Source organism: Paenibacillus liaoningensis, assembly GCF_059609455.1.
In genome coordinates this window covers 1-20763 of the sequence record NZ_JCAALU010000005.1, presented here as the reverse complement: position 1 = coordinate 20763, position 20763 = coordinate 1, and the positions used below count along the sequence as shown (strand labels likewise).

Here is a 20763-nt window from a genome sequence, read left to right as displayed (position 1 = left end):
CTCCCATCGTCGATTGCCTCATAACGCTCGTTTATATGCTGTAGCTAGGTTCCGGCGCGATCCGCTTCAGAAACTGCTTCGTTCTCTCTTCCTTCGGCTTGCCGAACAGCTCGCTTGGCTTGCCTTCCTCGACGATGACGCCGCCATCCATAAAGACGACATGGTTTGCGACATCGCGGGCGAAGCCCATTTCATGCGTGACGACGATCATCGTAATGCCTTCTCCAGCGATTTTGCGAATGACGTCAAGCACCTCGCCCACAAGCTCCGGGTCAAGCGCCGACGTCGGCTCATCGAACAAAATCACTTCCGGGTTCAGCGCAAGCGCGCGGGCGATGCCTACCCGCTGCTGCTGTCCGCCGGACAGCTCGCTTGGGTAGGCATCAAGCTTCGCCGCAAGCCCTACCTTTTCGAGCATTTGCGTGCTGCGCCGCCTTGCTTCATCTTTGGGCAGCTTCTGCACAATGAGCAGCCCTTCCATTACATTTTCCAGCGCCGTCTTATGCTTGAATAAATTGTAATGCTGGAACACCATTGCGGAGCGCTGGCGCAGGTTGTGAATATCTTTTTTCCCTGCTGCCTTGAAGTCCAGCTCGAATTCGCCAATGCGGATTTGCCCATTATCGGGCTTCTCCAAATAATTGATGCAGCGCAGCAAGGTTGTTTTACCTGAACCGCTTGGGCCCAAAATAACAACGACCTCGCCTTTTTCCACCGTCAAATCGATGGATTGAAGCACCTGATTTTTCCCGAACGACTTGGAAATTTGCTTCAGTTCAATCATGCTACGCCACCTCGATTGTATTTATTAATTCTCCGCTCCAGCCAAGCTGTTGCCTGCTCGATTAATATCGTCATGCCCCAGAACAGCACCGCAGCAGCAATGTAGGCCTCAAGAAACTTCCAATTGGTCGCCGCGACAATTTGCGCCTGGGCGTTGATCTCAACGACAGATACGGTAAAAGCAAGCGTTGAACCGTGCAGCATGCCGATCAAATTGTTGGATAAATTAGGCAAGCAGACGGCGAGCGCCTGCGGCAATACGATGCGGCGAAGTGCCTGCGGCGTCGTCATTCCAATGGAATAGGCAGCCTCCATCTGTCCGCGGTTCACCGCAAGAATGCCTGCGCGCACAACCTCCGACATGTAAGCTCCTGCTGTAATTGAGAAAGAAATATAAGCAAAGCCGATTAACGGAATGACCGTTGAATTAAAGCCAAGTCCCAGTGTATTTGCAAACCCATCGATGATGATCGGAAGGCCGAAATAGATCAGCAGCAAATGCATAAGCATCGGCGTGCCACGAATGAATAACACATAAGCGCTAGCCAGCGGATATAAGACGGGAATCCGATAAATCCGAATGAGGGCAACAGCAGTACCAATAATGAAACCAACGAGCACCGAGACGATGGTAATATAAAGTGTATTCGGCAGCGCCTTGAACAAGCTGAGAAAGGCCGTCCATATAAATCCGGGGTCTAGTGACATCAAGCTCAGCCTCCTTTCTCCAAGCGCGTAATGAGCGTCCGCTTCCACAGCCTTCTTTTTCCATAACGCACGACCGGTTCAGCCACTTGCTTCTCATGACGCAGCAGCCTGCGCTCCAAATAATGGAAGGTCCGTTCCAAAGCAGTGCTGATTACAAAATAAATGAGCGACAAAGCGATATAGGTTTCAATAAAATGCTGGGTCGCCGAGGCGAGCGTCTGCGACTTGCCTGTCATTTCCATCGCTCCCAGCGTGAATGCCAGTGATGTATCCTTCAAGTTGCCGATGACGAGATTCGCTAATATCGGTATCGATATCGCCAGCGCCTGCGGCAGCACAATACGGGTAAACGCCTGATAGCCGCTCATGCCAATCGCATAAGCCGCCTCTACCTGACCACGATCCACCCCATTGACCGCTGCCCGAATCGCCTCGGATATAAAAGCGCCACTGTGGAGAGCATAAGCCAAAATAACGAAAACGAGCACATTGGCCCGCGATACATCAATATGAACGAGCTTGAGCAATTCCGGGAGGCCGTAATAAATGAGAAAGAGCTGAATCAATATCGGCGTTCCACGGAAAAAGGATACATATACCTGCGAAGCACGCTGCAATACGGGAATTTTGTAGAGCCGGGGCAGCGCGATGATAAAACCAACGACGAGCCCCAGCAAAATGGATGCAGCCACAATAAACAAGGTAATATGCAGGTAAGACAGCAATTTGGGTAAGAAATCCAGCAAGTAATGAATATCAAATTTTCTGCCCATATGTTTCCCTCCGTCTTACACCCTTGACCAGCAAGTTAGTAGCACCATTTATTTTTTTACAACTTCATCAAGCGGTTTTGTATAATCTTCGCCAAGCCACTCGATGCTCAGCTTCGAAAGCGTTCCGTCAGCTTTAACCTCTTTAATTGCGGCATCCAGTTTGTCAGCCAGCTCCTGGCTGTCTTTGCGGAGCACGAACAGCACATCGGATTGAATAAGCGGGTCGCCTACCGTCTTCATCGCAGGATTGCCATCCGTATCAGGGTAGAAAGGAAGCGAGAAATCGGTAGCGAGCGTTGCATCTACGCGTCCGCTTTTGAGCAAAGCAATACGGTCATTGGCTGCGCCGCTGGAGTAAACAATTTCATAAGGATTGTTATGCTCCTTGTTGTATTGCTCTAGGAAAAAGGCCTGGTTGCTCGTTGGCGATGTAAATATTTTTTTGCCTGTCAAATCGTCGATCGAATTAATCGTTGTGTTGTCTCTGTACACCGCTATTTTCGAAAGGAAAATGCTATACGGCTCTTTATTAAAAAGGAATTTTGCTTCACGCTCCGGATTTTTCTCCATTTGGTGAGCGACAAAATCGATTTTTTTCGTCTCCAGGCTTAGCAGCAAGCTGGAAAATTCTTGCGTTTGGAATTCAAACTCATATTCCGGCAGGCGCTTATCCAGCTCTCTAACGAGCTCAACGTCGAAGCCTGTCAGCTTGCCATCCTCATCGATAAAGCATACATTCGGAAACTGGGTGCCCGTGCCGACAATAATTTTCTTCACTTCCTGAGCTGGGCTCGCGCTTGCTCCCGAACCGCTGTCCGCCGTTTCTTTCGTGCCATTATTTGCAGCTCCGCACGCCGTCAGCGTAAAGGACAAAACAAGCAGCGTAGCTAAAAAAGTTCTTTTTTTCATAAAAATCGTTCCCCCATGTCATGATCATTTTTATAATACCTATAATTCCTACCTACTAAGTAAGAATTGTTCTGTCACTAATTTATCATCCGCTCATCAAACCGTCAATGCCTTAAATAATAGGGTTTTTCTATTCTCTTATCTAAACATTCGATAGGTCCGCCTCTGGGCAGCTGTTCCTATTGTTGCATTCGCTTGTTTTAGGCCCGGCTGACGAAAGGCAGCGCTTTGACAAGCTTCACCAAGCTATCGAAAAAAGGGCTGCTCTCGCCGTTCAGCATAATCAGGTTCGTATCGAGCGACAAGCCCTCCACTTCTGGAATCGTAATCGGAAAAAGCTGTCCCGCCTGAACCTCGTCATAGGCAGACAGACTTGGCAGGAAGCAGATCCCCAGCTTTTGCAGCACGAGCCGCTTCGCGGTTTCCAAATTATCTGTGTGGCAGGACATTTCCGGCGGTTCATTGAGCGATTCAAAAACCCGCTGCAGCCTTACCCAGTCAAGCGCCCCACATTCAAAAAACACAAGCGGCTGGTTGCCTATCGCCCTCAGCGTAATTTGCTTCTCCTTCAGAAAGGGGTGGCCTTCATACACATGCAGCCGAATCGCATCATCCAGCAGCTTAACCGAGCGCAAGCCGGGATGGGTCGTTTGACGGACAAAGCCGATATCGACCTCTTTGTTCAGCACCATCTCCACAATATCATCCGTCTTGGCAGTCACCGTCTTGAAGCGAATGCCGGGATGCTTCTCCTTCAGCGCTGGCAGCAGCCTCGGCACCAAATAGTTTGCCGTCGACACGGTACAGCCAATTCTCAGCTGGGCGGGCATCTCCTGCTTCAGATGCAGCTGCTTGCGCCCCTTTTCCAGCGTCTGCAAAATTTGCTGAGCGTAAGGAAGGAATCGCTTGCCTTCCTCGGTCAATTGAATTTGCTTGCCCATCCGGTCAAATAGCTTGCAATCAAGCTCCCGCTCCAGCGACTGAATTCTCGCCGTTACGGACGGCTGTGAAAGAAACAGGCTTTCCGCTGCCTTATTGAAGCTGCCGTAATAAATGACATAGACGAATGCTTCTATATTTTCGATATTCACCGGGAGAGCCTCCTCGCAAAATACAACTTAACCAACTTGTTAACTTGGAATTATGTTGTGATAATGGTAATCCACATCTACCTAGGTGTCAATGGGCGAAGGAGAAAAAATTAGGTACAGAAAAAAAGCCCCCACAGCTGGACCATTTTTAAATGGCCAATCTATGGGGACCATGCGTTAGTCCAGTAGGGAGGAGATTTTAATGCTCTCGACTTTCTTATTTACGATATGGAAAATCATGACATCCACATAGTTGACCGGCGAATAGCGGTAATCATCCTCTTCATCGGACACCTCTCCTCCAAGCAGGTTCCCTTCGGGATAGGCTTCTTGCAGCTTCTCGATACTGTCGCCGACTTTGATATTGCGGACCGTCGTATATTTAGAATCGGTAATCTTAATATTGAAAATCTTGAACTGCTTCCCTTCCGTTGAATCAATGGTTTTGATGACAATGCCTGGATAGGTGTACTGTTTCTCCGTGAATCCAATCAGGGTATCCATATTCGTGCCATCTCCCGCGGCATAGGTATGGGACTTGATCGCTGTGGCTTTACCCAGCATGCCTTCAAGCTTAGCGTCGTCAACGATGTCAGAGAGCGCAATGGTATGGTCATTATGCACAAAAGACAGCTCTTTCAGAACCACATTGCCATCTTTCTTAATGGTACCTTCCTTAATCACCTTCGAATTGGAGCCGGATGATTCACTTGCCGCCGGAGAAGCTGGGTCGACGGCAGTAGTCCCCGCCTGGTTCTCCTGGCATGCTGCCAGTAGTGTCATTGCCAATACCGTTGTCAACGCTATGGTTGCTGATTTCTTCATTTTTTTCATCATTATCCCTCCAAGAGTTATTGTCTACGTCTTATGAGGTCATTATAGGAAAACCATTTAGTATTGTCATAGCAGTCTTGTAACATTCTTGTAACTTCACCTTTCACAACGAAGGCAGAACGATGGACACGGTGGTTCCAACACTCACTTTGCTCTCAATAACGATATATCCGCCGAACTTTTCGGCAATTTCCTTGCAAATGGACAGTCCTAACCCTGAACCCTTGGCCACATTGGAATTTTCCGCCCGGTAGAATCTTTCCTGAACCCGTGCTATATCCTCCATGAAAATCCCAATTCCCTGGTCAGTGATTTGGACGACCGCTTCCTGCTGCCGGATGAAGGTCTCTACCCGGATATGAGTGTCGGTATTCGAATACTTGATGGCGTTATCGAGAATATTCGCAATGGCATGTGATAGCAATATCGTATTGGCATATACAAAAGCCGCTTTAGCCAGCTTTACTTCCACTGTCATTCGTTTCTGCTCCGCTCTGGGTCTCAGGTCGGCAACCACTCGCTCCGTCAGATCCGATATATTTATTTTTTCGATACCTATCTCTTTGGGGCCAGCTTTGTCGAATCTGGCCAACATTAACAACTCATTGATGAGCGCGGTGAGCCGTTCCGATTCATTGACAAGATGGTAATAGATCTTCTGCAAATCTTTGTCCTCATTCTCTCCCTCATATAAATACTGGGAAAATCCCCGGATTGCGGCGAGCGGTGTTTTCAGCTCATGAGATACGTTAGAGACAAACTGCTTCTGATATTGAATATAATCGTTCAGTTGAATGCCCATCTGGTTCAATCCTGCCGCAAGCATTCCCAGCTCATCTTTTCTGTTCAGATGGACTTGCTCAAATTGCTGCTTGGAGAATTGTTCTGTAGCCGCCAGCAGATATTTAATCGGTCTGGTCGTTGTACGGGCAATATATAGGCTTGAGAACGTCATCAAAATTAGGAATCCGCCTGCGCCCATAAATAAGATGGAACGGATTCGATTCATAATATCGTAAAAATAAGAGAGGTCTTCCACAAACTCGAACACAAACACATTTTGATAATATTTATCCTGAATGGGAATTGAGAAATAGAGCCTTTTATCTTCAGTAACCGAATACGAATAATTTCCTTGCAGCGCACTTTCTATATTTTTCTTGAAAATGACAGGCGTCCCGTCGTTGACGATAATGCCATTCTCCGCGTGTCCCAAAAGATTCAACTGGCTGTCATAAATCCGCACTTCCTTGCCCGTAGCCTTTAACGTTTCCAGAGCCGTTCTGAATACGTCTGGGGTTTGCCCCTGATCTGACGGTTCTTCATCATATTTAGCGAGTATTTCCCGGAATGACAGTTCGCTCAAATCAGCCTTTTCAATCATTTGCTTCTCAATGGTTACGAAGCTATAGTAATCAATCGCTTTATCCACCGATATAATGATGACGGCAAAGGATAATATAGAGAAAAATAAATAATTCAACAAGAGCCGGGTTGCATATTTCAGGCGGAATCACCGCCAAGCTGATAGCCGAATCCATAGACCGTCTTTACATATTTCGGATTTTCGGCATCGTCCTCCAGCTTTCTTCTGAGCCTCATGATTGTCATATCTACGCTGCGGCTGTCACCCAAATAATCGTATCCCCATACGATTTCCAGAAGCTCATCTCTTGTGTGAATTTTATTGGGCCTTCTCAATAATGTCTCTAGAATTTTGAATTCTTTGGCCGTCAGAGAAATCGGCTCACCATTCTTCAGCACGACTCGGGTCTCCAGATTAAACGCCAGTTCCCCGTAATTGATTGGTTGTTCTTCATTCGGTTTGTTCATAGGGTTAGGTTCATATCGTCTTAGCACCACTTTAATACGGGCAATGAGTTCGCGGTTATCGAAAGGCTTGGTCATGTAATCCTCTGCTCCAAGCTCAAGCCCCAATACTTTATCGATGGTTTCATTCTTGGCCGATAACATAATAACAGGAACCACTTGCTTCTTCGTAATCTCTTTGCACAGATCATAACCGGAGTAGTCCGGCAGCATCAAATCCAACAGCACCAAATCCGGCTGGAACGCATCCAGCTCTTGAAGGCCAATCCGGCCATTCTCTGCGGTTTTCACCTGAAAATTCTCCCGTAGAAGTACAAGCTCGACCAAGTCTCTAATAGCCGCCTCATCATCTATCACCAGAATTTTTCTCACTTGATCCCTCCTCCTGTAAAAACATTTAGGAAACAGTCCGGTTTATAATAGTTTAGCAAATCCATAATAACGCAGGCTGCTATTATAGAGTAGTTTAGAGCAAGGTGCAAAATTCATGAACAATTAGGTAGTTTTCTGTGGATGCAAGAAAAACGGACACCTCGCTGGTGTCCGTCATTGGAGTATACCATGATTCGATGACAACGGAAGGCCCTGAGCTTCAGGTCTATCCTTCCAACTCCTCTGGGCTCATCGTCAGGCCGCTCTCATCCGGAACGGCCATGTCCAGCAGTTCACTGGTGGTGACAAAACGATATCCTTCTGCAGCCAGTTCTTCCACCAGCACCCGAACCGCTTCTATGGTCTGGGAGCGGTCCCCGTACCCGTCATGGAACAGCAAGATACTGCCGGGCGCGACCGCCTGCCGTGTATGCTCCAGAATATAATCGACGCCTGGAGTTTCCCAGTCCTTGGCCGCTCCATTTACCGTGCCGATTGTCCGGTATCCGTACTCTGCAGCCAGAGACAGAATGTTGTCATTCACACCAAAGAATGGCGGTCTGAAGCTACGTACCTCTTGCCCCGTAACCTTCCGGATAAGGACATCCGTTCGCTGCAATTCCCCACTAGCTTCCTCCAACGTCAGTTTGGTAAGGTCTGGATGGGAATAAGTATGGTTCCCGAGCTCGTGGCCCTCCTGATGCACAGCAGCCGCCATTTCTGGGTGCGCTTCCATCTCCTGGCCAATCATAAAAAAAGTTGCTCGTCCTCCCACACTGCGGAAAATATCAAGCAATTGGCTCGTATATACCGGATTCGGACCATCATCAAATGTGAAGGCCACTGCCTTTTCCCTTACAGAAATCTGATGTATCATTGATAATTTGACCATGAAATAACCGTCTCCTCTTCACAATTATAACTTGTCCACTCTCCATCATTTTGCCAGAAACAGAACCATTTCGCATCCTCATTTGGAAGTATTCCAATATTGGAGCCTAAACCTAAAATCTGATTCAGTTGTGGGTTTGACATATAGAGGCGAAGCGTAGCTGCTCAAAACCACAATTCAACGTTCACCGTATTCGCAAATAAAAAGTAAAAACTTTTCCTCAACTTAACTACCCATGACTTGTATATAGGCTTTCTAAATAAAAAAACGGCTCAGATTGTAATGAAACATTCCGTGCCGTTTTGACTATCCACCTCAAACGATGCCGCCGACAGCTGTCGCGTCTCCTGCAAATCCGCACATTCCCTCTTCCTAAGAACCAGGCAACTTACGAATCCTGTGAATTCATGAGTCTGAGTGAGAAAATTGGATCATTTCGAGGAATTAAAAAAAGTATCGTTAAGAATCGCTTTAGCTTTCTTTAGGTTGTGGGAATCCAACTTATTAAGCATCACCATGATTTCGTTCATTTCCTCGGTATCTGATAAAGTACGAAGGGTCTTGTCATTGTCTATCTCTTCTTTTGTGCGCGCAGCTCTCTGACTCGGTGCGATTGATTCCTCTTTTGTCTCCGAATAAACCCATGATGTATGCAACGTTTCGCTAAGGGCATTGACGAGAAAGCTTAATTCATCTTCGTTATACCGTTGCAAGAAACGATTGACTCCGATATCAATTTGATGATGCAGGGCTTCATGCAGACGATAAATCTCTTTGCCCAGTGATGTGGTACGGAACAGAACTTCTTTTTTGTTATCCGGAAGGTATTCAAAACGGATGATTTGTTTATCAACCAGTTTTCTCGTAATTTTAGAAATACTCCCTTTGGAATAGCCGTACTGCTTTGAAATCGTAATGCCATTTACAGGCTCAAGCTTTCCAATCGCATCCAGCACATGCAGCATCATGACTGTCATTTCTTTTACCAACTCTGTAACAGCAGGATTAGGGCTATTTTGGATCAGCCACTGTTTCTCTTCATCATCTTCCGCTTGGTATCTAAGCTGTATGTCCTTCACGACTTCCAACAATCCCTTAATTAGACGATCTTTATTTTGCACTTCCGAATGGTTGATCATTCATTTCTCCTCCGATGATTAGCTTAATACCAGTATAGCAGTGGATAGTCCAAAATTAAAGTTTCCTGGAAACAATATTGACAAAGGAGGGAGGTGCATCTATTATTGTTTCTAGGAAACCAAAATGATAATGGAGGAATATATATGAACGTTGACGTACTCATCGCCGGAGCCGGCCCGACCGGCTCCACGCTAGCGGCCGACCTTCTGCGGCGCGGCCTTCGTGTCCGACTGGTCGACAAAGCACCACATGCCTTCAAGGGCTCCCGTGCCAAGGGGGTCCAGCCGCGAACTCTGGAGGTGTTCGAAGACCTCGGCATTCTGGGTGAGGCACTCGCGGAAGGCGGCCCTTACCCGCTCGCGGGTCTTCATTTCGGACCCATCACTGTGCCGTGGCGAATGCAGCAGCGGAACAGGCCAACACCCAATGTGCCGTATCCGAACATCCTGCTGCTGCAGCAGCACCGCACCGATGCCATCTTGCACCGCCTGCTCGATCGCCTCGGGCTGGGCATCGAGTTCGACACAGCAGTGGTGGGTTTCGAACAAGATGCCGATGGTGTGACGACGACTCTCTCAACGGGAGAGAAGGTTCGCAGCAGGTATCTGGTCGGGGCCGACGGCGGCTCGAGCGCGGTCCGCAAGGCCTCTGGTATAAGGTTCATCGGAGAGACCGCCGACTCCGACCGTACGCTTATCATCGATTGCACGATCGACGGACTGTCGCGCAACCGGTGGCATATGTGGCCACGGACGCACGGCAAGTTTGTCGGAGCATGCCCGCTGCCCCACTCCGACCAGTTTCAGGTCATGATCCGGCTGACACCAGACGAGACGCCTGATCTCGACGAAGCCGCCCTGGCCGCCCAGTTCCATAAGCTCACCGGTTTCCGGCTCCACAGCATCACCTGGACCTCTGTGTTCCGGCCCAACGTCCGGCTCGCCGAGCACTACCGGGCGGGCAACGTCTTTCTCGCAGGCGATGCCGCCCACGTCCACACCCCAGCTGGTGCGCAGGGCCTCAACACTGGTGTGCAGGATGCCTACAATCTCGGCTGGAAACTCGCTCAGGTCATCGCCGGCGCTCCCGACAGCCTCCTCGACAGCTATGAGGCTGAGCGTCAGCCCGTTGCAGCACGCGTCCTCGGCAAGTCCAGCGAGTTGTACTCCCGGCTTGACCAGCAACGTCTCTCGACCCTCAAGCGCGGAGACGAGGAGCGGCAGCTCGGACTTTCATACCATCGCGGACCGCTCGCCCCTGCCGACGCGCCAGCCACCAAAACCCTGCATGTCGGTGATCGTGCACCGGACGCGCCCTGCAACGGCCCCGGCGGGATACGACGTCTGTTCGACGTCTATCAGGGACCACACTTTACCATGCTGGCCTTCGGCGTGAACGCCGCCAAGGCACTTCCCGAGTTGAGCTGGCCAAACGGCGGCGCCGATTTGCACTGTTACACCGTCAATAGCAGCCGCGAAGTCGATCACAATGGCCTCAACGACACCGACGGCAAGCTGACCAGCATCTACGGCGTTACTGGCGACGCGTTGGTTCTAATCCGGCCAGACGGTTACATCGGAAGCATCATCACAACCGACTGGTTCGCAGCCTTCGACAACTTGACTAGGACAATTACTTAGCCACTGTCAAGTGCAGCCCACTCCGACTGATATTTATGTAGGACATTGGCGAAGTAAGCCGAGAGCGTTAGAGCCGCCTGCCATCGGCGGCCATCTCACGTGTGAAGCTGCGTGGCGACGAAATGCCGAGAAATGAATGGACGATCCATAGAAGTGCGTCCGATTCGAGCCTTTCATCCCCTATTCGTCGGAACTGAAATTATTGCATATAAAAATTGACATATCTATATAATTAGATATAATGATGCTATGGAAACCATGATGATCTTTAAAGCTTTGTCTAATGACACCCGTGTGAAAATTTTGGAATGGTTAAAAAAGCCGGATGAAAATTTTGGACCGCAATTGTATTTACCAACGGATGCTGACTTTAAAGGAGGGATTTGTGTAGGAAGCATTCAGGAAAAAACGGGATTGGCACAATCGGTGATTTCCAGCTATTTAATGATCATGAAGAAAGCTGAACTTTTAGAATCAAGGCGATTTGGACAGTGGACCTATTATCGGAGAAATGAAGAAACCATTCGTAAATTTGCCGACTATATCAAGAATAAAATGTAGGTAGCCACAATTATAGGGTTACCTGCTTATTTTTTGATTCTATATATCTATAATTATAGATATATAGAAATAAGAAAAAAGATTGTGTTATAAGGAGAAAAGAATCATGAACAGAATCAGTCCACTATTTTTTATTGCACTAGGTATATTTGGCATTATAAATACCGAACTTGGTGTAGTCGGAATTTTGCCAATGGTCATGGAGAAGTATAACGTTACCGCAGGACTAGCTGGAATGCTTGTTAGTTCGTTTGCACTTATTATTGCCCTTTTTGGTCCATGGATGACGCTGTTCCTGTCAAGATTAAATCGTAAAACTACATTGATTGGCATTCTGATTATTTTTGCCGCTTCCAATTTGATGTCAGTTTTTGCTCCGAATTTTTATATGCTTATGGCTCTCCGAATGATTCCAGCTTTCTTTCATCCGGTTTATTTCTCCATTGCTTTTGTACTAGCCACTGAATTATCAGTAAAGGAGGAAGCCGCGAAGGCTAGTGCAAAGGTATTTCTTGGGGTAAGCATGGGCATGGTGCTCGGAATCCCGCTCACTTCCTATATTGCCAATCAATTTTCACTTGGTACCTCATTTTTATTTTCTGCCCTTGTGAATGTCGTTGCGTGTGTTGGAATAGGAGTAATGGTTCCAACCATGTCGGGGAAGGAGAAAACCTCTTTTGGAAGACAGCTTGCGATATTACGAAAACCCGCTTTATGGTTAAATAGCGGTGCTGCTTGCTTCATATTTGCTGCTATGTTTTCTGTATATAGTTATTTTGCGGAATATTTAGGACAGAGGTCTGACATGAGTGGGAAACTTATTAGCGTGATGCTTGTGATTTTCGGAATTAGCGGTGTGGCAGGAAATTGGTATGCTGGAAAGCTATTAAGCCATCGTATGTTGAAAACAGTGCTGCTTTATCCTGTCGCTTTAGGAATATGCTATTTACTTCTTTATTATGTGGAAATACCCCTTATTCTCATAAGTGGGATTATCATTGTGTGGGGAGCTGTTCATACCAGTGGACTTATTGTAAGTCAAATTTGGCTGACATCGGAAGCTTCAGAAGCCCCGGAATTTGCTAACAGTTTATATGTGTCTTTTTCAAACCTAGGCGTCACGATGGGTGCGGCTATAGGTGGTTGGTTTATATCACGATTGGGAGTAGGAGAAGTCGTTTGGAGCGGTTTACTTTTTGTAGTATTGTCCCTTTTGTGTATCGTCGTAAAAATAATGTATTTTGGCTTAAATGCTAAGCCAAATGTGAAATCTATGGTTACGGAAGAAGATTGACGGAACTCGTTTCTTTAGTCACACCTAAAGAGGATGGCAAGTAGTGCGGGAAGTGTACAACTTATATGGAAATTCACCTAATACACCCAAAATGAATTTTATTAACACCAATACCGTGCAGTTTAGCTCAACTGGCAGAGAGCCTTATTGGCAGCGATGAAGTCTTTAAACTCTTATATGGATCAAACTAGTTCACTTGGGAATGAGCTTCCCAACCAAAGAGCCAATAGACAATTACCTGTTCGCTCCTTTGGTGAGTTCCGCTTTACCACTATTTGTGATACGGTTCTCCGCACTGTCTGTAACGGCAAGTTTTAGAGCCATCTTTCGCGGGATGGCTCTTTATTTAGAATATTGAACTTAACTATTTGTTGAATAACTATGTGACCTACATTTTAAATTAACGGATAGGCTTATATTCCCCATCAAAATTAAAAAAATAACCGTTGTTTATACGGATATATCCGAAAATACAATGGTCTCTATCCCTATATAAAACACCGGAGCCGTTTTTATTGTCTTGGTTACCTTCTGCAACCCTAATTCTGTCGTCCTCACAAGCTATAACAATTCCGATATGATCGTGAGAGTGATCGCTTAAAAGCTTCTCATAAATAACGATATCCCCACGCTCTGGATTAAATCCATCTTGTTTATCTCGATAGAAAAACCCCGTTTCAGGCAGTTGGGCCCAATCCAACCATGCGCCAACTCCAGCTAATCGATACATGCGATTCGGATAGCGAATGGGCAGTCGTATCCCCACCGCCATACAGCAGTAGTAAACGAATGCAGCACACCAATTCCCTTCCAGCACTTTATAGATATCCGTGTCCGGCCAATACTTGCAAATTTCCCGGTAGCGTTCATCCTCCGGGATGCCAATAATATTTTGCCCTGCAAAAATTTCCGAAAAATCTGCCAGCCTAAGTCGTCTGTCTTCCGCATTAGTCTCTATCGTTTCCGTGTCGACGTTAGCTTCCGCCCCTGCATACTCAACAGGAATCCCCAGTTCTATAAACACATTTTGCAGTCTATGTATAACCGCCTTGGATGAATAGTTACCTGTATGCTGAAAGTACATCTGCAATAATATAGCATCTTTAATTATTTCCTCGTATGGGTCCTGCGTTCGATGTATAGCTTCTTGATAAAAGATCGCTCGAAGAATGACATGCTGCTCTTCGTCAGAAAAGAGCTGTGTGCTGCGCAGTATAGGTCTTACCGCATCTGCACTGTTTGGACCAAGGAAGTCTTTAATGCCGGTTCTATAGAAATAATAACCGTGAAGCAACCCGGCGATCCCGGCGATTTCCGGATCTTGTCCTCTTCTCATAGCAAGCATCGAAGCGAAATTTGATACCCCATAAAGATGTACCCCGGTTTTATTTTTATAGCCAGTCTCCCCTATATTTAAGAGCATTTCTTGAACAAGACCACGAACACTTTCAATCCGCTTAACCTTCTTCTCTCCAATCAAAATTTCGCCCCCTGCCCTTCAATCATGCTGACTCAAGAAAAATAATTAAAAAACTTGCCCCTACTTATCATTAATTATAGCTAATTTCCCAACAAAAAACGGCACGGGAATGTAACGAACCATTCCCGTGCCGTATTAACGTCTGAATAGGCTATTTAATAACGCCTTTTTTCAAAATAATGTTCGCATACAGCGCCTGCTCGCCAGTAGCTACAATCGCATAAGCCTTCTTCGCCCGCTCATAAAAAGCAAAGCGTTCCACTTCCTCAGGCTTCTCGCGTACTGGCGTGTGCTGCTCAATGATGAGCTGATACTGCTCCCAGATTGGCGTTTGGACGGTATCGCCAGGAACAACCTGCATGAGCGCCGCCGGACGCTCCACATATTGATCCAGTGGAAACAGCGGCAATATCGCTTCCAGCAGCTCAGGAATGCCGTGGCCGTCTGCCCGAACAACGCGCTGCGCGTGGCTCATGACGGGGAAATTGCCGTCGGCCAGCACGATTTCGTCGCTGTGTCCCATTTCCATTAATATTTTCAGAAGCTCCGGTGAAATCAATTTGGATATGCCATGCAGCACCTCAAACACTTCCTTAAGTAAGATTAAAATTTAAGACTTCGCCTGCAAAGCGACTAACCGCAGGTAAGCCTCGTAAGCCCGCTCCCATACTTGCTGCTCCGCTTGCGCCGGCTCATAGGTATCCACCTCGAACGATGCCGCCGACAGCTGCCGCGCCTCCTGCAAATCCGCACATTCCCCTTGGGCAATGAGCTGAACGAGCATATTGCCGATGGCGCTCGCTTCGACCGGGCCTGCCCATACCGAGCGGCCAATTGCATTCGCCGTAAAGCGGCAGAGCAGCTTGTTCTGTATACCGCCGCCAACCATGTGCAGGCCCGAATAAGCCTCTCCGGTCAGCTGCTCCATTTGCGCCAGCGCGTAACGGTATTTCAGCGCCAGACTTTCGAGAATGCATCTCGCTATTTCGCCCCGCGACTGCGGCACAAGCTGCCCTGTCTCCTCGCAATACTGCTGCACATTTCGAATCATGCCCGAAGGGCTGTAAAAACGCAGATCATCCGGATGGATCAGGCTGCGGAAAGGTTCCGCCTGCTCCGCTTCGGCCGCAAGCTGTGCGAATGACAGCTCTTGCCCTTGCGCCTCCCATTCACGGTGGCATTCCTGCAAAATCCACAGGCCCATAATGTTTTTGAGCAGCTGGTAGGTTCCGCCGACTCCGCCTTCATTGGAAAAATCGAGCGCAAGCGCTTCTGGCGTCAGCAGCGGACGCGCTAGCTCAGTGCCGAGCAGCGACCAAGTGCCGCACACCAAATAGGCAAAAGCTTTCCCGACTGCCGCTGGCACAGCAGCAACCGCTGATTCCGTATCATGCGTGCCTACGGCAATCGCTTCAATCGGCGGTACAGCCAGCTCTTCGCATACTTCCGTAGTTAGCGGCCCAATGCGCTGTCCCGGATGAATCGGCGCAAGGAACAGCTTCGCTGGAATGCCGAGCTGCTGCATAAGCGGCTCATTCCACTGCTGCCGCTCTGGATGAAACAGCTGCGTCGTAGTCGCCATCGTAAATTCGCATACCTTCTTGCCCGTCAAAAAATAAACGAGCAAATCCGGCGTCAGCAGCAGCGTCTCGGCGGCCGCCAGCTTGGGTGAGCCTGCCTTGCTCATCGCATACAGCTGATAAATCGTATTAAAGGGCATAAACTGGAGCCCGCCCTGCTGGTATTGCTCCTCGCGGCTCAGCAGCTGCTCCACCTCTTCGATCAAGCCCTCTGTCTGCGGGTCGCGGTAATGATACGGATTGCCAAGCAGCTCGCCTTGCGAATCCAGCAGGCCAAAGTCCACTCCCCATGTATCCACGCCAAAGGTGGAAGGCTGATAACCCTGCTGGAATGCTTTGCGAATGGCAATCTTCATCTCCTGCAGGAGACGCAAAATATCCCAGTGCAGATGCTGTCCTACTTGTACCGCATAGTTTGGAAAACGATGAAGCTCGGTCACCTCAAGCTTGCGTCTGCCCTCTGCACTTGCAGCGAGCTTGCCGATCAGCGCCCTGCCGCTGCTTGCGCCCAGATCAAAGGCAAGGACCGTCGCCGCCGTTTTCGCTGCATTTGCCATCCCTGCATTCCTCCTCTTCCTAGCGGATTCAACGCAAAACTACTGCATTTTTTGCAGCAGCTGGATGCGGTAGGCCTCGCTCTCCAGCGATGCGATTTCTTCAAATTCTTCCTTCGTCAGCACTTTTGGCTCCTTGATCGCTTTGGCGATCAGGAAAATTTTTGCGCTTTCTTCTACCACTTCCGTACGATAATAGGCTTCGCGCAGATTGCGCCCTGTCGTTACGAGTCCATGATTGCCTAGCAATATTGAGCTCGCAGCATTTACTTTTTCAACTAGCGCATCTGCAAGCTTGTCTGTAGTAGGCAGTACATACGGAATATATACCGTCTTGCCTACTAGCGCCGCCTGATCGGGGAACATAATCGGCAGCTCCTGCTCCACAAGTGTAAAGGCGATGCAATAAGGCGGGTGCGTATGCACGATCGCTCCGATGTTCGAATTCGCACGGTAAGCATAAAGATGCATCAGCACCTCAGAAGACGGACGGAAGCCTGTATCCGTTACAGCTCCCGTCTCAATATCGACCTCTACCCACTGCTCCGGCTCAATTTCATCAAGGGCAAAACCGCTTGGGGACAAATACATTTTGCCCTCATGCTTCGCGCTAATGTTGCCGCCTGGACCAACTACCAAACGGTTCGCGACCGTCTTTTTTGCGTATTTACATAGTTCCTCTCTAATTTCCAAGCTGCTCAATTCTCTCTTCCTCCTCTATGTTATTGAACCCATGAAGCTGCCGCCCCAAAAAATTGGAACGGCAGCTTGTCAAATGGTTATTATTTATACAACGGCCCAAAGTTGTCGCAAGCCCGGTAATCTGCGCTTTCCGCATTGCTCGTGCCGAACAGGCCCCAAGCACGTGGACGGAACAGCTTTTCTTCTGCCACATTGTGCATATTGACTGGAATACGCAGCATCGACGCAAGTGTAATTAAATCCGCGCCAATATGCCCGTAGCTGATAGAGCCGTGATTCGCACCCCATTGGTCCATCACTTCATAAACGCTGCGGAACGCGCCGCTGCCTGTCAAAATCGGAGCGAACCACGTCGTCGGCCAAGTCGGATCTGTCCGCTTGTCGAGCACATCATGCACGTCTTCTGGCAGATCAACCGAATAACCTTCGGCAATTTGTAGAACGGGGCCAATGCCCTTCACCAAATTGATCCGGGACATCGTCATCGGCATGCCCCCGCGTGTCAAATAGTCGGAGGAATAACCGCCGCCGCGGAAATATTCAACTGATGCCGGACGCCACGACGTTGCCTTCAGGCAGTCCGCCGCCTCCTGCTCGGTAATTTCCCAATGCGGCTTAAGCGCAGGCTTGCCAGCAAGCTGCTGCTCGCCCGTTCCGTCAAGCGTAGCCGAACCAGAGTTGATCAGGTGCAAAATGCCGCCCGCTGCGTGCCCTTCCAGCTTATGTCCCGTTACGCGCTGCACCGAATCTGGACTCCAATACGTCCGCACATCGGCGAAAATTTGCGCCGTATTCGTCAGCAAATTACCGAACAGCATGGCAACGCCGTTCAAGCTGTCATTTTCCGTTGCTACCATGTAAGGTGCGCGGATGCCGTTCCAGTCGAACGAGGAGTTAAGCAGCGTTTCCATGAAATCGCCGTTTGGAAAATGATCCGTCCATTGGCGCTGCCCCTGGAAGCCGGATACGATCGCATTGTGGCCCATCGCCTCTTCCCCGAAGCCAAGCTCGGCAAGGCGCGGGTTGCCGACCATCAGGTCACGGGCAATCATCGTCATTTTCACAACGGTTTCCCAATCCTTGTCCTTCTGCTCTCTGGAGGTCTGGATTTGCGCCGGGTTGTTGTCTGCGCCCTCCGGACAGTTTTCCTTTACCCATGCCAGCGCGCGGGCAAATTCTTCGCCATCATAAATTTCCTCTTCGAAGCGGCGGACGAATTCCGACATATCCACATACTCGGTACGCATGCCCAAATATTCCTGGAAAAAAGCATCGCTTACGATCGAGCCCGCGATTCCCATCGATACGGAGCCCATCGACAAATACGATTTGCCGCGCATGTAAGCTACAACAAGTCCTGCTTTCGCGAAGCCCAGCAGCTTGCCCTTCACATCTTCAGGAATGCTCGTGTCGCCAGAGTCCTGAACTTCCTCGCCATAAATGCCGAAGGCCGGAAGACCCTTCTGCGCATAGCCGGACAGTACAGCCGCCAAATATACAGCGCCTGGGCGCTCTGTGCCGTTAAAGCCCCATACCGCTTTCGGAATGGACGGGTCCATATCCATCGTCTCGGTGCCATAACACCAGCATGGCGTTACGGTGATGGACACGCCTACGCGCTCGCGGGAAAATTTGTCCGCGCAAGCTGCCGCCTCCGCTACACCGCCGATACAGCTGTCCGCAATGACGCATTCAACTGGCTCGCCGTTCGGATAACGCAAATGCTCGCCAATGAGCGCGGCTACCGATTTTGCCATATTCATTGTCTGTTCTTCGAGCGATTCGCGAACGCCTTTACGGCGTCCATCGATCGTAGGACGAATACCTATTTTAGGGAAACCGCTTTCAAAACGATGCTTTTCTTGTGTCACTATTATCCCTCCAATACAAGCGTAAACGGCTTTTGCCGTCCTCTGGCGGCAAAGCTTCCGTTTCGCGATGAAATATAAGAAATGATAAGAGTGAAACTTATCATTTCTTATATTTTAAAATAAAGTGCATAACCAGCTGTTTGAGTTAGTGTAGAGTTACCGATAACTCTAATTTATCAAGCTTGAGGGTTGCTGTCAATGGCTCACTTTTGTAAGATGGTAAGATAGCAAACGAGTGGGACGAAATAGATAAGGAGCAAGCCGCATGGTTACGATTTACGATATCGCTCAGCGATCTGGCGTTTCAGCGATGACCGTATCGCGAGTTATCAATAACACAGGCAGAATAAGCGACAAAACGCGGGCAAAGGTCAAGAAAGTGATGGAGGAAATGCACTATGTGCCGAACCAGATGGCGAGAAGTCTGGTGCTTCAGCATACCCGCCTGCTGTTTTTGCTTATTGCCGATATTACGAATCCGTTTTATACGACACTGTCACGGGGGGCAGAGGATGCCGCTACGAAAAATGGCTACAAGCTGCTGTTCGGCAACAGCGATGAAAATTTAGCTAAGGAATCGGATTATATCCATACGATTTTGACGACGCGGGTTGACGGCGTGATGATGGCGCCGACTGGCGACCCATCCTTGTCCAATCTGGAGTCGCTGCTCCATCATCAGACTCCGTTCGTGCTGATTGACCGCGAAGTACCGGGCATTGAATGCGACATCGTCCTTGGGGACAGCAAGGAAGGCGCCCGCCAGCTCGTCGATCATCTTGTGGGGCTGGGACATACGCGGATTATGATGGTCAACGGCTCGCTTTCCAGCTCCAGCGCCCGCCTCCGCTTGCAAGGCTACAGAGAGGCACTTCAGCTCAATGGGCTGGACTATGAGCCGGAATATTTATTCGAGACCAGCTTCGGCCCGCAAAATGATCTGTCCGCCATGAATGCTTGGCTCGACAGCATAAACCCGCTTCCGACCGCCATCATTGCCGGAAACAACGTCATCGCCATAGAGCTGATTCGCCTGCTTCAGCAACGCGGACTGCGCATTCCTGACGATATTTCCATCGTATGCTTTGACGATTTTGGCCCCTATGCGGACATTAATCCGTTTATTACCGTTGTCGCCCAGCAAGCCTACCAGTTCGGCTATCTCGGCATGCAAATGCTCATTGACCGCATCCAGAACGGCAGCGCCTCCGGCCCGTGGCGGAAAGTCGTGCTGCCTGCGGAGCTCATCGCAAGAAGCTCCGTCAAGCAGCTCTAACGTGGTCATAGCAAGCAATGAGAACACATAGAAAAAAAGGCCAACCAAGAATTTCTGGTTGGCCTAATCATTCGACTCGACTCGATGATGGACTTGGCGGACTCAGCAGCAGCTATTTCAACAGAAACACGGGTTATGGCATAGGCTGCGGACTCAGCAGCAGCTAATGCGCTGCCAACAGCCATTTTGACGGGATAATGAGGGTAATAACGGATTTCCTGTCCGCTTACCGCCCGAAATTGTAGAAAAAGCCAAAATAGCGGAACCTCAGTCCTTCAAAAAATTTAGGAGCGTCCGAGCAACATGTCTTCAGCAAGAGTAGTCTCTGCCAGAGTGGCCTCAGCCATAGCGGTCTCTGCAACAGCGGTCTCTGCAACAGCGGTCTCTGCAACAGCGGTCTCTGCAACAGCGGTCTCTGCAACAGCGGTCTCTGCAACAGCGGTCTCTGCAACAGCGGTCTCTGCAACAGCGGT

19 protein-coding genes and 1 pseudogene are annotated in these 20763 nt (G+C 48.9%); 5 read left to right on the top strand and 15 right to left on the bottom strand.

What is annotated here, in order from left to right:
* Nucleotides 1–31 precede the first annotated feature (31 nt).
* From AC6B99_RS07970 to AC6B99_RS07925, 10 genes are all read right to left on the bottom strand, one after another.
* Nucleotides 32–784, bottom strand: coding sequence for an amino acid ABC transporter ATP-binding protein (locus AC6B99_RS07970; RefSeq protein ID WP_099519254.1), 753 nt, complete (start codon nt 782–784; stop codon nt 32–34).
* Complete coding sequence (locus AC6B99_RS07965; RefSeq protein ID WP_496663146.1) at nt 781–1491, bottom strand: amino acid ABC transporter permease; 711 nt, start codon at nt 1489–1491, stop codon at nt 781–783. Before AC6B99_RS07965 ends, AC6B99_RS07970 begins: the two co-directional genes overlap by 4 nt.
* Nucleotides 1492–1496: 5 nt before the next feature.
* Entirely contained in the window at nt 1497–2264 is a 768-nt protein-coding gene (locus AC6B99_RS07960; RefSeq protein ID WP_056043249.1) for an amino acid ABC transporter permease, read from the bottom strand.
* A 48-nt stretch (nt 2265–2312) separates the two neighbouring features.
* Complete coding sequence (locus tag AC6B99_RS07955; protein WP_496663145.1) at nt 2313–3173, bottom strand: transporter substrate-binding domain-containing protein; 861 nt, start codon at nt 3171–3173, stop codon at nt 2313–2315.
* 200 nt (nt 3174–3373) lie between these two features.
* A complete protein-coding gene (locus AC6B99_RS07950; RefSeq protein ID WP_056043243.1) occupies nt 3374–4264 on the bottom strand; it encodes a LysR substrate-binding domain-containing protein in 891 nt (296 codons plus the stop codon).
* A gap of 177 nt (nt 4265–4441) precedes the next feature.
* Nucleotides 4442–5101: a hypothetical protein gene (locus AC6B99_RS07945; protein WP_496663144.1), complete on the bottom strand. Its 660-nt coding sequence runs from the start codon at nt 5099–5101 to the stop codon at nt 4442–4444.
* Nucleotides 5102–5201: 100 nt separating this feature from the next.
* Nucleotides 5202–6584 carry a sensor histidine kinase gene (locus tag AC6B99_RS07940; RefSeq protein WP_496663143.1) on the bottom strand — a complete coding sequence of 461 codons (1383 nt, stop codon included), beginning with the start codon at nt 6582–6584 and terminating at the stop codon, nt 5202–5204.
* Nucleotides 6585–6601: 17 nt separating this feature from the next.
* Nucleotides 6602–7300, bottom strand: a complete 699-nt coding sequence (locus AC6B99_RS07935) for a response regulator transcription factor (RefSeq protein WP_056043237.1) — start codon at nt 7298–7300, stop codon at nt 6602–6604.
* 226 nt (nt 7301–7526) lie between these two features.
* Complete coding sequence (locus AC6B99_RS07930) at nt 7527–8192, bottom strand: polysaccharide deacetylase family protein (protein WP_494878608.1); 666 nt, start codon at nt 8190–8192, stop codon at nt 7527–7529.
* 431 nt (nt 8193–8623) lie between these two features.
* Complete coding sequence (locus AC6B99_RS07925) at nt 8624–9331, bottom strand: MarR family transcriptional regulator (RefSeq protein ID WP_056043230.1); 708 nt, start codon at nt 9329–9331, stop codon at nt 8624–8626.
* Nucleotides 9332–9475: 144 nt separating this feature from the next.
* Here AC6B99_RS07925 and AC6B99_RS07920 point away from each other — a divergent pair, with 144 nt between their 5' ends.
* The 3 genes from AC6B99_RS07920 to AC6B99_RS07910 all read left to right on the top strand — a co-directional run bounded on the left by AC6B99_RS07920 (nt 9476) and on the right by AC6B99_RS07910 (nt 12827).
* Entirely contained in the window at nt 9476–10972 is a 1497-nt protein-coding gene (locus AC6B99_RS07920) for an FAD-dependent monooxygenase (RefSeq protein WP_496663142.1), read from the top strand.
* A 249-nt stretch (nt 10973–11221) separates the two neighbouring features.
* Complete coding sequence (locus tag AC6B99_RS07915) at nt 11222–11533, top strand: ArsR/SmtB family transcription factor (RefSeq protein ID WP_056043224.1); 312 nt, start codon at nt 11222–11224, stop codon at nt 11531–11533.
* 106 nt (nt 11534–11639) lie between these two features.
* The gene (locus AC6B99_RS07910) at nt 11640–12827 is read left to right on the top strand and encodes an MFS transporter (protein WP_494857693.1); all 1188 of its coding nucleotides are present in this window, start codon (nt 11640–11642) and stop codon (nt 12825–12827) included.
* Nucleotides 12828–13227: 400 nt separating this feature from the next.
* Here the strand turns inward: AC6B99_RS07910 and AC6B99_RS07905 are convergent, their stop codons facing one another.
* From AC6B99_RS07905 to AC6B99_RS07885, 5 genes are all read right to left on the bottom strand, one after another.
* Complete coding sequence (locus AC6B99_RS07905; RefSeq protein WP_496663141.1) at nt 13228–14307, bottom strand: CHAP domain-containing protein; 1080 nt, start codon at nt 14305–14307, stop codon at nt 13228–13230.
* A 151-nt stretch (nt 14308–14458) separates the two neighbouring features.
* Nucleotides 14459–14887, bottom strand: a complete 429-nt coding sequence (gene fucU, locus AC6B99_RS07900) for an L-fucose mutarotase (protein ID WP_056043218.1) — start codon at nt 14885–14887, stop codon at nt 14459–14461.
* A gap of 30 nt (nt 14888–14917) precedes the next feature.
* On the bottom strand, nt 14918–16444 hold the full coding sequence (locus AC6B99_RS07895; RefSeq protein ID WP_056043215.1) for a rhamnulokinase: 1527 nt from the start codon (nt 16442–16444) through the stop codon (nt 14918–14920).
* Between the two features lie 39 nt (nt 16445–16483).
* A complete protein-coding gene (locus tag AC6B99_RS07890; RefSeq protein WP_056043212.1) occupies nt 16484–17143 on the bottom strand; it encodes a class II aldolase/adducin family protein in 660 nt (219 codons plus the stop codon).
* An 80-nt stretch (nt 17144–17223) separates the two neighbouring features.
* Nucleotides 17224–19014, bottom strand: a complete 1791-nt coding sequence (locus AC6B99_RS07885) for an L-fucose isomerase (protein WP_056043209.1) — start codon at nt 19012–19014, stop codon at nt 17224–17226.
* A gap of 265 nt (nt 19015–19279) precedes the next feature.
* Here AC6B99_RS07885 and AC6B99_RS07880 point away from each other — a divergent pair, with 265 nt between their 5' ends.
* Nucleotides 19280–20290 (top strand): LacI family DNA-binding transcriptional regulator, encoded by a 1011-nt coding sequence (locus tag AC6B99_RS07880; RefSeq protein ID WP_056043206.1) that lies wholly within the window; start codon nt 19280–19282, stop codon nt 20288–20290.
* A 413-nt stretch (nt 20291–20703) separates the two neighbouring features.
* A pseudogene (locus tag AC6B99_RS07875) lies at nt 20704–20763 on the top strand (hypothetical protein); the annotation flags it as partial.

Coding starts and splice junctions, on each gene's coding strand:
- AC6B99_RS07910 (WP_494857693.1), top strand. CDS start 11,640: ATGAACAGAATCAGTCCACTATTTTTTATTGCACTAGGTATATTTGGC.
- AC6B99_RS07945 (WP_496663144.1), bottom strand. CDS start 5,101: ATGATGAAAAAAATGAAGAAATCAGCAACCATAGCGTTGACAACGGTA.
- AC6B99_RS07920 (WP_496663142.1), top strand. CDS start 9,476: ATGAACGTTGACGTACTCATCGCCGGAGCCGGCCCGACCGGCTCCACG.
- AC6B99_RS07965 (WP_496663146.1), bottom strand. CDS start 1,491: ATGTCACTAGACCCCGGATTTATATGGACGGCCTTTCTCAGCTTGTTC.
- AC6B99_RS07955 (WP_496663145.1), bottom strand. CDS start 3,173: ATGAAAAAAAGAACTTTTTTAGCTACGCTGCTTGTTTTGTCCTTTACG.
- AC6B99_RS07925 (WP_056043230.1), bottom strand. CDS start 9,331: ATGATCAACCATTCGGAAGTGCAAAATAAAGATCGTCTAATTAAGGGA.
- AC6B99_RS07880 (WP_056043206.1), top strand. CDS start 19,280: ATGGTTACGATTTACGATATCGCTCAGCGATCTGGCGTTTCAGCGATG.
- AC6B99_RS07930 (WP_494878608.1), bottom strand. CDS start 8,192: ATGGTCAAATTATCAATGATACATCAGATTTCTGTAAGGGAAAAGGCA.
- AC6B99_RS07915 (WP_056043224.1), top strand. CDS start 11,222: ATGGAAACCATGATGATCTTTAAAGCTTTGTCTAATGACACCCGTGTG.
- AC6B99_RS07960 (WP_056043249.1), bottom strand. CDS start 2,264: ATGGGCAGAAAATTTGATATTCATTACTTGCTGGATTTCTTACCCAAA.
- AC6B99_RS07895 (WP_056043215.1), bottom strand. CDS start 16,444: ATGGCAAATGCAGCGAAAACGGCGGCGACGGTCCTTGCCTTTGATCTG.
- AC6B99_RS07970 (WP_099519254.1), bottom strand. CDS start 784: ATGATTGAACTGAAGCAAATTTCCAAGTCGTTCGGGAAAAATCAGGTG.